The 14380-nt window shown below is 63.2% G+C and carries 11 protein-coding genes; 1 reads left to right on the top strand and 10 read right to left on the bottom strand.

Going from position 1 to position 14380, the window contains the following annotated elements; translation table 11 throughout:
- Positions 1 to 90: 90 nt before the first annotated feature.
- Positions 91 to 894: an SDR family NAD(P)-dependent oxidoreductase gene (locus IGS58_RS17235; protein ID WP_070259294.1), complete on the top strand. Its 804-nt coding sequence runs from the start codon at positions 91 to 93 to the stop codon at positions 892 to 894.
- Positions 895 to 912: 18 nt separating this feature from the next.
- Here IGS58_RS17235 and IGS58_RS17230 read toward each other — a convergent pair whose 3' ends face one another.
- The 10 genes from IGS58_RS17230 to IGS58_RS17185 form a co-directional block, all read right to left on the bottom strand.
- Entirely contained in the window at positions 913 to 1905 is a 993-nt protein-coding gene (locus tag IGS58_RS17230) for an AraC family transcriptional regulator (RefSeq protein ID WP_230522136.1), read from the bottom strand.
- Between the two features lie 49 nt (positions 1906 to 1954).
- The gene (locus IGS58_RS17225) at positions 1955 to 3241 is read right to left on the bottom strand and encodes an O-acetylhomoserine aminocarboxypropyltransferase/cysteine synthase family protein (protein WP_070259189.1); all 1287 of its coding nucleotides are present in this window, start codon (positions 3239 to 3241) and stop codon (positions 1955 to 1957) included.
- A 94-nt stretch (positions 3242 to 3335) separates the two neighbouring features.
- Entirely contained in the window at positions 3336 to 4247 is a 912-nt protein-coding gene (locus IGS58_RS17220) for a carbohydrate kinase family protein (protein ID WP_230522135.1), read from the bottom strand.
- Complete coding sequence (locus tag IGS58_RS17215) at positions 4244 to 5923, bottom strand: alpha-amylase family glycosyl hydrolase (protein ID WP_230522134.1); 1680 nt, start codon at positions 5921 to 5923, stop codon at positions 4244 to 4246. The genes IGS58_RS17220 and IGS58_RS17215 overlap by 4 nt, the downstream gene beginning before the upstream one ends.
- A complete protein-coding gene (malG, locus tag IGS58_RS17210; RefSeq protein ID WP_070259183.1) occupies positions 5881 to 6771 on the bottom strand; it encodes a maltose ABC transporter permease MalG in 891 nt (296 codons plus the stop codon). Before malG ends, IGS58_RS17215 begins: the two co-directional genes overlap by 43 nt.
- 10 nt (positions 6772 to 6781) lie before the next feature.
- On the bottom strand, positions 6782 to 8293 hold the full coding sequence (malF, locus tag IGS58_RS17205) for a maltose ABC transporter permease MalF (RefSeq protein ID WP_071653298.1): 1512 nt from the start codon (positions 8291 to 8293) through the stop codon (positions 6782 to 6784).
- Positions 8294 to 8433: 140 nt separating this feature from the next.
- Complete coding sequence (malE, locus tag IGS58_RS17200) at positions 8434 to 9654, bottom strand: maltose/maltodextrin ABC transporter substrate-binding protein MalE (protein WP_070259175.1); 1221 nt, start codon at positions 9652 to 9654, stop codon at positions 8434 to 8436.
- A 98-nt stretch (positions 9655 to 9752) separates the two neighbouring features.
- On the bottom strand, positions 9753 to 10838 hold the full coding sequence (locus tag IGS58_RS17195) for an ABC transporter ATP-binding protein (protein ID WP_230522133.1): 1086 nt from the start codon (positions 10836 to 10838) through the stop codon (positions 9753 to 9755).
- Between the two features lie 222 nt (positions 10839 to 11060).
- Complete coding sequence (locus tag IGS58_RS17190; protein ID WP_230522132.1) at positions 11061 to 12698, bottom strand: alpha-amylase family glycosyl hydrolase; 1638 nt, start codon at positions 12696 to 12698, stop codon at positions 11061 to 11063.
- A 291-nt stretch (positions 12699 to 12989) separates the two neighbouring features.
- Complete coding sequence (locus IGS58_RS17185) at positions 12990 to 14003, bottom strand: substrate-binding domain-containing protein (protein WP_070259168.1); 1014 nt, start codon at positions 14001 to 14003, stop codon at positions 12990 to 12992.
- Positions 14004 to 14380: the final 377 nt, after the last annotated feature.

Below are 14380 nucleotides of genomic sequence, written 5' to 3'. Positions count from 1 at the left end.
ATGATGACCGTCATATTTAATGTGTTGAAGCATGATGGCTGTCATGTTTGGTGACGCCAGTCCACCCCCTATATTGAAGAAGGAATGATCATGAATGCAGTTACTACCCAAGGCACGGCCCTCGTCACCGGCGCATCGTCGGGCCTGGGCGCCGTGTATGCGGACCGCCTGGCCAGCCGTGGCTTCGATTTGATCCTGGTGGCGCGCCGGGTCGAACGCCTGGGCGTGCTGGCCAAGTCGCTGGCGGAAAAGTATGGCGTGTCCGTGCGCGCCATGGCGGCGGACCTGTCCGCACCGGCCGACCTGCAGCGCGTGGCCGATGAACTGGCCAGCAATCCGGCCATCACCATGCTGGTCAATAATGCGGGCGCCTCGACCCTGGCGCCCGTCGTCGATACGCCGAAAGCGGGCATCGCCACCATGGACAAGGTCAACGTGACGGCCGTGGCGGAGTTGAGCTACGCCGTGCTGCCGCAGTTCAAGCTGCGCAACAGCGGCACCATCATCAATATCGGCTCCGTGCTGTCCTTCCACATCTTGCCCGTCAGCACGATCTACAGCGCCACCAAGGGCTATGTGATGAATTTCACGCGCGGCTTGCAGCAGGAGCTGGCCGGCACGGGCATTACGGTGCAGCTGGTGCTGCCCGCATCGACGGCGACGGAAATCTGGGAATTGAGCGGCGTGCCGTTGGCGCAGCTGGACCAGGCCACCATCATGCGCGCGGAAGACTGTGTCGATGCGGCGCTGGCGGGCCTGGATCAGGGCGAACTGGTGACCTTGCCTTCCGTCGAAGACCAGGCCTTGTGGGAGCAGTTTGACTCTGCCCGTCTGGCCCTGTTCGCAGGCGCGATGCGCGGCAAGCCGGCATCGCGTTATGGTATCGCGGGCTGATACACGCGAAAGAGGAAGCTACAGGGGCCGCACGGGGATGCAGATGTCGCAGGAGAATTCGCCGGTGGCCGGGTCCAGCGCCGTGGCCGCGGAAAAGCGCTCGAAGCACGGGCGCTCATCCCACTGCAGGCCGCTGGCCGGCAGCCATTCGCGCGTCATGCGCGTCCATGTTTCGGCAATGGCGCTGGATGGTCCCTTGAATTGCGCCACCGCATAGCGCCCGCCCGGCAGGGTGGTGCTGCTGGCCCGGCCGCCCGACTGGAACGCATCGGGCACGGTGACGCAGGCGTCGTAGCGGCATTTGTCTGGCGGCGTGATGCTGGGATCGTCATGGCCGATGCCGTAGCACGTCGCGTCGCCCAGGCCGTGCGACTGCATCCATGGCGCGATGGTGTCGCGCCAGAAGGCGCCGATGGCGGGACCGTAGGGGCCGATATGGCGCTGGCACGCCACGGTGGCGGGCGGCAGGTCGAGGATGGTGACTTGCATGGGACTCTCTCTATGAAGTGGATTGGAGTGCCCATGGTGCTGGAAGTCCGGCCCGTTTTCCTGACCAGGATTGCGCATGGCCTGATCCGGATTGCTATCTTGCCGGCGCAGGCGCATGGCTGCGAGCATGGCAGCGTTTTTTGCGGCGATGCCGGCGCGCCAGGCCGTTGGCGTGCAGCCGAATTTCAGCTTGAAGGCGCGCGCAAACGCTTCGCCGGAACCGAAGCCCGTCGCCAGCGCGATGTCCAGTATCGTTTCGTCGGGACGGCAGGCCAGCCGCAGGGCTGCCGTTTCCAGGCGCCGGCGGCGCGCATAGTCGCCCAGCGTCTCGCCCATCCAGGCAGCGAATACGCGGTGAAAGTGGAAACGTGAAAAATGCGCGACGTCGGCCAGCTGGGCCAGGTCCAGCGGCGTGTCGAGGTGGCGGTCGATATGGTCAAGCACGGCATTCATGCGCCGCGCGTATTCGGCGCGGAAATGGCCGGATGCCGGCTGTTCAGGGGGAGTAGGAGGGGAAGACATGCCGCCGATTATGGCATGAAGTCCCCTCCGGGCGGCGTGGAAAAGAGGCTTACGCCGCGTTCAAGGCTTGCTCCAGGTCTTCGCGCAAGTCGTCGATATGCTCGATGCCGACGGACAGGCGCAGCATGTCTTCCGACACGCCTGCCTTCGCCAGTTCTTCGGGATTGAGCTGGCGGTGCGTGGTGGAGGCAGGGTGCGTGGCCAGCGACTTGGCGTCGCCGATGTTGACCAGGCGCGTGAACAGTTGCAGGGCGTCGAGCACGCGGGCGCCGGCCGCGCGTGGATCTTCACCAGCCGCCAGTTTCAGGCCGAACGATAAAATGCCCGAGGCGCGGCCATTCATGTATTTCTTCACCAGCGCGTGGTCCGGGTGGTCTTCCAGGCCCGCGTAATTGACCCATGCGACTTTCGGATGCTGTTTCAGGTGCCTGGCCAGAGCCAGCGTGTTGTCGCAGATGCGGTCCATGCGCAGGGCCAGCGTCTCGATGCCCTGGATCAGCTGGAAGGCGGAGAGTGGCGAGATGGCCGCGCCCATATTGCGCAGAGGGACGACCCTGGCGCGGCCGATGAAGGCGGCCGGGCCGAAGGCTTCCGTGTAGACGACGCCGTGATACGACACGTCCGGTTCGTTCAGGCGCTTGAAGCGTTCTTTGTGCTCGGCCCACGGGAACTTGCCGCTGTCGACGATGGCGCCGCCCACGGTGGTGCCGTGGCCGCCCAGGTATTTGGTCAGCGAGTGCACGACGATATCGGCGCCATGCTCGATGGGACGGAACAGATAGGGACTCGGCACCGTGTTATCGACGATCAGCGGGATGCCGTGCGCATGCGCGATCTCGGCCAGTTTCGCTACATCGGTGACATTGCCCAGCGGGTTGCCGATCGATTCGCAGAAGATGGCCTTGGTGCGCGCGTCGATCAGAGCGGCAAACGTCTCGGGCTGGCGCGCGTCGGCGAAGCGCACTTCGATGCCGATCTGCGGCAGGGTGTGGGCAAACAGGTTGTAGGTGCCGCCATACAGCTGGCTGGCGGAGATGAAATTGTCGCCCGCTTCGGCGATGGTCTGGATCGCATAGGTGATCGCCGCCATGCCCGACGCCACGGCCAGCGCGGCCACGCCGCCTTCCAGCGCCGCGACCCGTTTTTCCAGCACGTCCTGCGTGGGGTTCATGATGCGCGTGTAGATATTGCCGGCGACCTTGAGGTCGAACAGGTCGGCGCCATGCTGGGCATTGTCGAAGGCGTAGGCCACCGTCTGGTAAATGGGGACGGCGGCGGCCTTGGTGGTCGGGTCGGGGGTGTAGCCGGCGTGCACGGCCAGGGTTTCGATTCTCATGTGGTCTCCGGTTGCTATGGTATGCGGTGGTGAAATCCGCAGCCATTGTGCCATGCGTCCGTTAACTGGTTGCTACGCTTGATAGAATATTAATTCATAAGCTAGTGCTATCTTGATATAAGTCATGCAGCTCTGCCAGCCCGATGAACCGTTCATGCGTGCCGTTCTGCGCGCAGGCAAATGCGCCGCCGATGGCGCCGCGGCGCATGGCATCGTCCAGGCCCGCGCCGCCCAGCCAGGCATGCAGGAAGGCCGCCACGAACGAGTCGCCGGCGCCGTTCGTGTCTACCACGGGCAGCTTCAAGCCTGCCGTCGGCGTGTGACGCACGGTCTCGCCGCCCCGTTCCAGCAGGTAGGCGCCGTCCGCTCCGGCCATGGCGATGACGGCCTGTGCGCGGCCTTCCGAGATAATGGCGCGCATGACGGACTCCGTACGCTTGCCCAGCGCGGCCGTGCTGAGGAAGACCAGGTCGGCGCGCAGCGCAAAGACCTTGTGGTGCGGGTTGACGCCATCCCAGTCGTGCAAATCCGTCGACACCGTGGTGCCGCACACTTGCGCATCGTCAAACAGCTCGGCCACCCAGCCCATGATGGAAAAGTGCGCATGGCGCGCCGGGCCCAGGTAGGGAAGATAAAAAGCGGCCGGCATGCGCACGTCTTCCGGATGGCGTCCGTCGTACAGCGACAGCCGGCGCCCTTGCGGGTCGACCAGGTTGACGCTGCGCCGCGTGCCCGAGGGTTCGACAAGGTGTGAAAAATCGAGCCGGGCTTCCTTGTAGCGCTGCAGGATGGCCGCGCCCTGCGCATCGTCGCCGATGAAGTCGATGAACTTGCAGCGCAATCCCAGCGCATGGCAGCCCAGCGCCACGCCGTTGCCCGTGTGCGCCACGTAGTCGCGGATGGGCGGCACGTGCAGCGAATCGGCGACGGGCAATTGCAGGTCGGGGACGCGCACGATCGTGTCGATGCCGGCGCCGCCGACCACTAAAATGTCATAGGTACTCATGGTGCAGCTTTCTCCAGCAGGACGGTGCCGCCCGCGTTCACCGCGACGGTGCCGTTTTTTACGATATAGGTTTGATTCGTGTAAGCGTCGCGCAGACTGGTGCCGTCGGCGAACACGCCGTGCACTTTCAGTTCGAGCGGGCCTTGCGCCTCGGGTACGGCGATGACGGCGTCGCCCTGTGTCACGCGGGCGAATGCGTACGGTTTGTCGTTGATGAAGCGGTGTTCTCCGCGCGCCAGGGCAGGGTGGCGCAGGCGGAACTGGCCCAGTTTGCGCGCATGCGCGAGGGTGGCCCCATCCATCGAGCTCCAGTTCATGTCGGAGCGGGTGGCCTGCTGTTCGTCGCCGACGGGCGCCGCGCCAGGCTGGCGCGCGCTTTCATCACCATAGAACAGCTGCACGCCGCCCGGCGCCAGCAGCAGGGCGGACAAGCCATGTTTCAGCCGGTCGCGCGGGAACAGGCTGGTGTCGTGCGACGAGATATACGACAGGATGTCGTAGCGGGGGCCCGGGCCCTTGCCCAGCAAGCCCGCGTACTGGCGGTAGACGCCATCGATGCTTTTCCAGTCGCCGCCAGCGCGGCTTTGAAAGTCGAAATTGATCATCGAATCGAAACCGGCGTCATGCCAGCTGCTGCGCTCGGGGCCGTGGCCCCACGCTTCGCCCGTCATCCAGAACGGCGCGTCATCGATCTTTTGCTGCGGATGGCGGGTTTTCCAATCCTTGAGGGCATCGGTGGCTGCCGCGCGCAGGGCCAGCCAGCTTGCCGGCTCCACGTGCTTGACGGTGTCGGCCCTGAAGCCGTCGACGCCGAATTCGCGCACCCAGTCGGCCAGCCAGTGGACAAGGTAAGTGCGGACAGTCGCATCGGGCAGGGCCACGGCGCGCGTGTCGGCCTTGCGCTGCAAAATCGGCGGCAAGCCCACGGCCTTGCCGCTCTCCGTGCGGAAGTCGGGCAGGTAGGCCAGCTGCATGGTGAAATCATCCTTGCCGCCGTCGGGGTAGCCGGGCAAGCCGGCGCGCACCCAGTCCGGGCCCCACCACTGCTTGAATTCGAAGTTGTTGTAGTCGATGAAGCTGTGATAGTCGCGCAGCACGGCCTGCTCATGGCCGGGCCACAGGACCGGCACCTTGTATTCGGACAGGGTGCGCAAGTCCGCGTAGCCGGGATGGTTCAGCACCACGTCGAACAGCACGCGGATGCCTTGCGCATGGGCCGTGTCTATCATCTCGCGCAGTTCCTCGCGCGTGCCCATGTTGGCATCCATGGTCGTGAAGTCGAGCGCCCAGTAGCCGTGGTAGGCGTAGTGCTGGAACTGCTGCTTGCCGCCCACCACCCAGCCGTGGATCTGTTCGTACGGCGCCGTGATCCACAGGGCGTTGACGCCCAGGTCGCGGAAGTAGCCGGCTTTGAGCTGCTGCGTAATGCCGGCGATGTCGCCGCCGTGAAAGCTGCCCACATCGCCGCCTTGCGGGTCGGCGGCGCGGCCATAACTATGGTCGTTTCCAGGATTGCCGTTGGCGAAGCGGTCCGTCACGGCGAAGTAGACGATGGGGTTGTCCGCAAAGCTCCCTGCCTGCGCCGAAGCGCTGAGTAACAGGGCGGCCAGCGTAGTCAGGGCGCGGCGCATGGTCAGCCCTTCACGCCGCCAGCCGTCAGGCCGGAGATCATCCATTTTTGCGCCAGCAGGAATACGGCCGTGATGGGCAGGCCGGACAAAATGGCTGCCGCGGCGAAGTCGCCCCACAGGTATTTTTGCTCGTACAGGAACAGTTTCGAGCCGACGGCCAGGGTCAGGTTGTTCTGTTCATGCAGCAACACGGAGGCGATCGGGTATTCGATGATGGCGCCGATGAACGACAGCAGGAATACCACCATCAGGATCGGCACCGTCATCGGCAGCAGCACGTAGATGAATGCCTGCCATTGCGTGGCGCCGTCGACCTTGGCCGCTTCCTCGATCTCGATGGGGATGGTTTGATAGTAGCCCTTGATGGTCCAGATATGCAGGGCGATGCCGCCCGTGTAGGCCAGCACCAGGCTGCCGTGGTGGTCGATGCCCAGCCACGGCACGTAGCTGCCCAGCACATCGAAGATGGCGTAGATGGCCACCAGGGCCAGCACGGCGGGGAACATCTGCAGCAGCATTAGCGCGGAAAGGGTTTGCGACTTGAAGCGGAACTGCATGCGCGCGAACGCATACGCGCAGGTGGTCGACAGCAGCACGGTGACGGTGGCGCTCATGCTTGCCACCTTGATGGAATTCCACAGCCACAGCAGCACGGGGAAGTCCGGCTCGACCAGGGTGCCGTTGGGCGCCTGGTAAGACATGCCCAGCGCCAGGCGCCAGTGCTCGAAGCTGATCTCGGGCGGTATCAGGCTGCCCGAGGCGAAGTTGCCAGGGCGCAAAGAGATCGACAAGATCATCAGGAAGGGGAACATCACCAGCGCGATCAGCGCGATCACGGCGACGTGGGCCGCCAGGATGCGCCAGCGGTTGGAACGGTCGACAACGATAGCCATATGCTGTCCTTTATGCTTTGTTCATGCGCGTCAGGCGCATGTTGACCAGCGAAATCGCGGCCACGAGGAAGAAGATCAGGGTCGAGATGGCGGCGGCCAGGCCAAAGTTCTGGCCGGAATCCTCGAACGCGATGCGGTAGGTGTAGGACACGAGCAAGTCCGTCGTGCCGGCCGGCAAGGTGGTGTCGAGGAAATCGGGACGTCCGCCCGTCAGCAAGCTGATCAGTACAAAGTTATTGAAGTTAAAACCCAGGCTGGCCACCATCAGCGGCGTCAGTGGCTTGATGATCAACGGCAACGTGATCTTGAAGAAATTCGTCAGCGGTCCCGCGCCGGCCAGGGCCGACGCTTCGTACAGGTCCGACGGGATCGCCTTGATCAAGCCCATGCACACCACCATCATGTAGGGGTAGCCGAGCCAGGTGTTGACGATCAAAATCATGGCCTTGGCCAGCGTGGTGTCCGAGAACCAGGCGGGCTTGATGCCGAACAGGGCGTCGAGCACGAGGTTGATTTCGCCGAAGTTATTGTTGAACAAGCCTTTGAAGACCAGGATGGAGATAAAACCCGGCACGGCGTACGGCAGGAACAGCAGGGTGCGGTACAGGCCGCGGAAGCGCAGCGCATCCCAGTTCAGCAGTACGGCCAGCACCATGCCCAGGCCCGTCGTCGTGGCCACGCTGATCAGGGCGAAAACGATGGTCCACACGAAAATGCGCAGGAAGGGGCCGCGGAACGCTTCATCGGAGAAAATCTTCACGAAGTTGGCGAAGCCGACATTGACCTTGAAGCCCGGTTCCAGCTTGGTACCGTCCGGCATTTCATAAAAGCCCGTCTTGAAGTTCGGTGTCACGAGCTCGCCCGTGGCGATTTTCTTCAGGGTCTTGTCGGGCAGTTGTTTGTAGACATGCGCGACGGGGCCGAATTCGCGCAAGCCCACCATGCGCAGCTCGATCTTGTTCGGCATGACCAGGGTGAGCAGCTTCAAGTCCTTTTGCAGGGCGATGATGTCCTTGATGGGCAGCGGCGCGGCCAGCACGGGCGCCTGCACGGGATCCAGCGGCGCCACTTCCACGTTCAGGGGGACGGCGCGCTTGAGGGCCAGCGGCTGCGTCAAGAGCACTTCGCCCGTGTCCGGGCTTTCCAGGCGCAGGCGGTATTCCTTGTTGTCGGCATGCACGGTCATGGCATAGCCGGCGCTTTCCACGCGCTGCGTCTCGTCGAGCAGGTATTGCGTGGCCCGCTCATACGTGAGCAGGTTGCGCGAACTGAAATTGGTAAAGCCGATCGACACCGTGTACACCATCGGCAGCAGCACGAAGACGATGACCGCCGTAATGCCGGGAAACAGATAGCGGTAGGCATAGGCGCGCGGTGACGTGAAGACAAACGTCGTCAGGGTCAGCAAGCCGAGGAAAACGGCGGCCAGCATGGTCTGGCCGGAAATGTACAACATGAAGAGCAGATACAGACCCAGCGCCATGCTGATGGTCAATACCGTAGGGCCGATAAACTTGCGCACGATGGATACCTGTGAAGATGGAGTGATACGAGATGGCGTAGGTCGGATTAGCGGCTATGCAGCGTAATCCGACAACATTGTTGGCTGCTGGTGTCGGATTACGGCCCTTCGGGCCTAATCCGACCTACGCCTTGACCTGCTTAATTGGCGGTCGTAATCCGCTTTGCCGCCGCATCCAGGCCATCCTTGGTCGTCTGGCGGCCTTGCGTGATGTTTTCCAGCGCCGATTGCATCGACGACCAGAAGCGGCCCATTTCCGGGTTGTTCGGCATCGGACGGCCCGCTTGCGCGCTTTCCATCGTCGCCTGGATGTTCGGGTTGGCTTTCAATTCCGCGAACAGCACCTTGTTCGCTGGCGTGCCCAGCGGGACGTCGGCGTTGATGGTTTTCAGGCCATTGATCTGCAGCATCTGGTTTTCCAGGAATTCCGTGGCCAGGTCCTTGTTCGGGCTAGCCTTGGAAATCATCGCGCCCAGCACGCCCACGAACGGGGTGGCCGTCTTGCCTGCCACGGTAGGGATCGTTGCCACGCCAAAGTTGATCTTCGACTTGCGCGCATTGTCCCACGACCATGGGCCGTTGATCATCATGGCGATCTTGCCCTGGTTGAAACCGGCTTCCATTTCCGCGTAGCCCGCGCCCTTCGGCATGGCGCCGCTGTTGATCAGGGTCATCAGCGCATTCACGCCAGCCTGCGAACCGGCATTGTTCACGCCCGTTTTTGCCGCATCGTAGCGGCCGTCGGCCTTGACTTCAAACGGGAAGCCGCCGCCCGCGCCCAGCAAAGGCCACGTGAAATAGGTGTTCGTGTAATCCCACAGGATGGCTTTCTTGCCCTGAGCGGACAATTTCTTGTCCAGCGCGGCGATTTCTTCGAAGGTTTTTGGTGGCGTCGGCACCAGGTCCTTGTTGTAGACGAGGGCGACGGCTTCGATGGAGATCGGGTAGCCCCAGGTCTTGCCGCCCACCGTGAAGGCGTTCCAGGCCAGCGGCAGGATGGCGGCGCGCGCTTCCTTGCTTGGCGTCAATGGCTGCAGCAAGCCGGCGTCGATCCAGGTGCCGATGCGGTCATGCGGCCAGATCCAGATGTCCGGACCCTTGCCGGCGGCCGCCGCTTGCTGGAATTTGTTCGGTGCATCTTCCGGATGCTCGACGACGACCTTGACGCCTGTCTTCTTGGTGAATTCCTCGCCGACCTTTGCCAGGCCCTTGTAGCCCTTGTCGCCATTGATCCAGATCAAGAGGGTGCCTGCTTCGGCCGCGTTCGCCATGCTGACGGCGGCCAGGTTGCCGATGCCGGCCAGGGCGGCGGCGATCAGGGTGGTTTTGATGAAGCTGCGTTTCGCGTGTGTGAAGGACATGTCAATCTCCAGTGTCTTTTTTTATGTTAAGTATCAAGGCTGAGACGATACAACCAGGCCAGGCGGCGCCTGTAGCGCCTGGCCCTTTAAATTCGGAATCAGGTACGGGTCTGTCCATGCTCGTCGAACACGTGGACGCGGGCGGGCGCCACTTGCAGCGCCACGGATTGGCCAATGGCCCAGTCCGTTTCCGCATCGGCGCGCACCACCAGCGGCTCGTCGCCGCCCGGTACTTGCACATACAGATAGCTGATGTCGCCCAGTTTTTCCACCGCCTGCACGGTGGCCGTGATGGCGGCAGTGGCGCCGGGCGAGCACGCTTGCACGTGTTCGGGACGCGCGCCGACGGTGACGGGGGTGCCGCTGGCCAGCGGCTGCGTCAGGACGGCCTGCAGCATGCCGCCCGCGTTGGTGGCGATGGTGGCCACGCCATCGGCATAGCTGTGGATCTTGCCTTTGAGGAAGTTCATGCGGGGCGAACCGAGGAAGCCGGCCACGAACAGGTTGGCGGGATGGTGGTACAGCTCCAGCGGCGCGCCCACCTGTTCGATGCGGCCCGCGTTGAGCACGACGATGCGGTCGGCCAGGGTCATCGCTTCGACCTGGTCATGCGTGACGTAAATCATGGTTGAGCGCAATTCGCGGTGCAAGTTCGCCAGTTCGATGCGCATCTGCACGCGCAGCGAAGCGTCGAGGTTGGACAGCGGCTCGTCGAACAGGAAGACGTCGGGCTTGCGCACGATGGCGCGGCCGATGGCCACGCGCTGGCGCTGGCCGCCCGACAAGTCCTTCGGTTTGCGTTCCAGCAAAGGTTCGATGCGCAGGATCTGCGCGGCGCGTTGCACGGCGTCGGCGATCTGCACCTTGCTCATGCCGGCCAGTTTCAAGCCAAACGCCATGTTCTGCGCCACGCTCATGTGCGGGTACAAGGCGTAGCTCTGGAACACCATGGCGATGCCGCGCTTGGCGGGCGGCACGTCGTTCATGCGGGTCTTGCCGATGAATAAATCGCCGCCGCTGATTTCTTCCAGGCCGCAGATACTGCGCAGCAAGGTGGATTTGCCACAACCCGACGGGCCCACGAACACCATGAATTCGCCATCGGCGATCTCCAGGTCGATGCCGTGCAGGGTTTGCACGTCGCCATATGCCTTCTTCAGGCCTGTTAACTTCAGTCCAGCCATGTCTGTCGTCCTCAATCTCACTGAATGTGCCTGGCCAAATCTACTGCGCGTCGAGATTTGCGGCTGGCGATGCTCACTGTGCCTTCGCACAGCTGCGCTTCTCTGCCACAACTCTCATCCGCTCGCTACGATTTTGCCAGGCACTGATACGCTGTTATTTGGCCCCGCTGATGCGCGGGGCTCGTTATTGTAATTGGCGGCATGGCCGCCAAAGCCTGCGATTTACGCCAGGGTGCCGAACCAGCCGCCATGTGGGGGCAGGCTGAGCTGTTGGCCATCTTTGCTACCTGGCAAGCCGTGACCGGCCAGGTCGGCCGCTGGCGCCGCGTCCGGCCAGGCGAAGGTGACCGCTTGCGTGCCCAGGTTGAAGGCGGCCAGGACGGACGGTTGACCAGGCAAGTCGCGGCGCAGGGCCAGCACGGGTTCCGGTGCATCGAAGAAGACGATATCGCCGCGCAGCAATTGCGGCAGGGTGCGGCGCCAGGCGAGGATCTTCTGCGCAAACTGCAATGGTGAAGCGGCATCGTTTTCTTCGACATCAACGGCGCGGGCCAGATGCTCGGGCGGCACGGGCAGCCAAGGTTTGGCATTGCTGAAGCCGCCATGCGGCGCCTCGGCCACCCACGGCATCGGCGTGCGGCAGCCATCGCGGCCCTTGAACTGGGGCCAGAACGGGATGCCGTACGGGTCTTGCAGCGCCTCGAAAGGAATGTCCGCTTCCGTCAGGGCCAGCTCGTCGCCCTGGTACAGGCAAGGCGTGCCTTTCAGCGCGGCCTGCACGGCCAGCACCACCTTGGCCAGCGATGGCGACGGGTTTTCGCCACCCCAGCGCGTCATGACGCGCACGCTGTCGTGGTTGCCCACGGACCAGGAAGCCCAGCCGTCGGCCACTTGCGCCTCGAATTCTTCCACCTGGGTGCGGATGTGCGCGGCCGAAAATTCCGCCGTCAGCAAGTTGAAACTGTAGGCCATGTGCAGCTTGTCGGCGCCCGTGTAGGCAGCCATGGTGGCCAGCGCATTGTCGTCGCCCACTTCGCCGATGGAAATGGCTTGATATTCGTCAAGTATGGCGCGCACGCGCTGCAAATAAGCGATGTTTTCCGGCTGCGTCTTGTCGTACACGTGCGCCTGCATGCCGTACGGGTTGATGGCCGACACGCTGCTCGCGTCGCGCTGCACGGCTGGTGGATTGTCGCGCAGCAGCTGGTCGTGATACGGGAAGTTGCAGGAATCGAAGCGGAAGCCATCGACGCCCCGTTCCAGCCAGAAACGCAGATTGTCCAGCTGGGCCTGCTGCACGGCCGGATTGTGGAAATTCAGGTCGGGCTGGCTGGCGAGGAAATCGTGCAGGTAGTACTGGCCGCGGCGCGGCTCCCATTGCCAGGCGGAACCGCCGAACACGGACAGCCAGTTGTTCGGCGCCGTGCCGTCCGGCTTCTGGTCGGCCCACACATACCAGTCGGCCTTGGCATTGTCGCGGCTGGAGCGGCTTTCCACGAACCACGGGTGGTTGTCGGACGAATGCGACAACACCTGGTCGATCATCACTTTCAAGCCCAGCTCATGGGCGCGCGCCACCAGGCGGTCGAAATCGGCCAGAGTGCCAAACATGGGATCGACGTCGCAGAAGTCGGCTACGTCGTAGCCGAAATCCTTCATCGGCGACGTGAAGAAGGGCGAGATCCACACGATGTCGGCGCCCAGGGCGGCGATGTAATCGAGCTTGGAGGTGATGCCAGGCAAGTCGCCGATGCCGTCGCCATTGCTGTCGAGGAAGCTGCGTGGATAAACCTGGTAGATGACGGCGCTGCGCCACCAGTCGGCGGGCAGGTGGGCGAGATTGTTCTGGATGGTCGGCATGAATGATTTCTTAAAAGTTGCCTGTAGCCGTGGCTATCAGGGCGGCGCTGCTGGTTGGTAGGCGAACGTCTTATTTTAAAATTCAAAGCGCTTTGGGTATGAAATGAGTATAGTTCAAAGCGCTTTGAAAAGTAAAGCGATACACGCGCCAGACATACGATTTTTTTATGAGGGTGATTCAGGGAGGGGATGTTCATCCCCTGGCCGAAGACGAAACCCTATGCAAGGGCTGGGGTCAGACCCTGAGGGTCTGACCCCGGTATTTCGCGGGTTACGCGGTGAGAGGCTGAATCATGCGTGTATTACGGGCCCTGCCGACTCGCCCGGCAGCAGTTCGCACGGCCACAGTTCCTGCAGGTCGGTGACGGGCGTGCCATCCATCAGGGCCAGCAGCATGTGGATCATCTTCGCGCCAGCGCCGCGCGGGTCGGGCTGGACGACGGTGGTGACGTTGTGGCCGGCCAGGGAATCCTCCATCACGCCCCAGACGATCAGCGACATTTCGCTGCCGATGGCGATGCCCGCGTCGAGCAGGGCGCGCACGGCGCCCACGCCCGACATGTGATTGTCGACGATGACGGCCGTGGGGCGGGGCGAGCGGGCCAGCAGGCGCTGCATGGCCTGGTAGCCGGCGCGGCGGTCGTGCGCATTGTCGACCAGGTTGTCCGGGTCGACGGCCAGGCCGCCCGCCTGCATGGCGTGCTGGAAACTCTCGACGCGCTGGCGCACGAAGTTCAGGTCCGGCGTGGCGCTGATCAGGCCGATGCGCTGATGGCCCAGCTGCGCCAGGCGCTCGACGGCCAGGCGCATGCCCGCCTCATTATCGTAGTCGAACCACGCGTGCGGCTGGTTCAGCTGGGTGCGGCCATGGGCGACGAACGGCATGCCCTGCTGCGCCAGGTAGGCGATGCGCTCGTCGAACGGTTTCGTGCGTCCGACGATCAGGCCATCGATGCGGCGGCCCTTGACCATGCGTTCATAGGTGTGGAATTCGTTGCCGGCCGAGGCGGGCGCGATCATCATGTCCATCTGCTGGGCTTCCAGCGCTTCCGACATGCCGCCCACGATTTCGATGAACATGGGGTCGGCCAGGTCGTTCGGCATCAGCGGGTAGATGATGCCGACGATATTCGTGCGTCCCACGGCCAGGCTGCGCGCCATGGGGTTGGGACGGTAGCCGGCCGCCTGCGCGGCGGCCAGCACCCGCTCGCGCGTGCGTTCGCTCACTTCCGGATAGCCATTCAAGGCGCGGCTGACGGTGGTTTCGGATATTCCTAGCGTTTTGGCGAGATTTTTGAGGTTCATGGATGCTGCAGTTGGGGTCTATCCAGGGTGGGTCGGGAGCGATGCGGTGCGATGACGGGTAGTTTATCTGATAAATGCCGGAATGATCAGGGGTATGACAAGCGGCGGCAGCGCCCAAAAAAATACGCGGGCAAACCCAGGGGCGCCCGCGCTAAAAGAGGATACTGCTGAATCACTACATTGAAGCTGCCGGCCATCGCGTGCAGCGGCGAAATGGTGGGTCCGGGTACTGCCTGCCCCTTTCATAGCGGGCGGTGTTGCTGCCAGTGGCTGGTGCCTTGCGGCATCAGCCAGTGTTGGGTAGGTTTGAACAAAGAGCGTCTGACAAAACGTTCAGGGCAAGGCGCACGGTCGCAGACAGTACGCTAGTACGGCAA

Source organism: Janthinobacterium sp. EB271-G4-7A, assembly GCF_020858075.1.
GTDB lineage: Bacteria > Pseudomonadota > Gammaproteobacteria > Burkholderiales > Burkholderiaceae_D > Janthinobacterium > Janthinobacterium lividum.
This window is presented reverse-complemented; position numbering and strand designations above follow the sequence as displayed.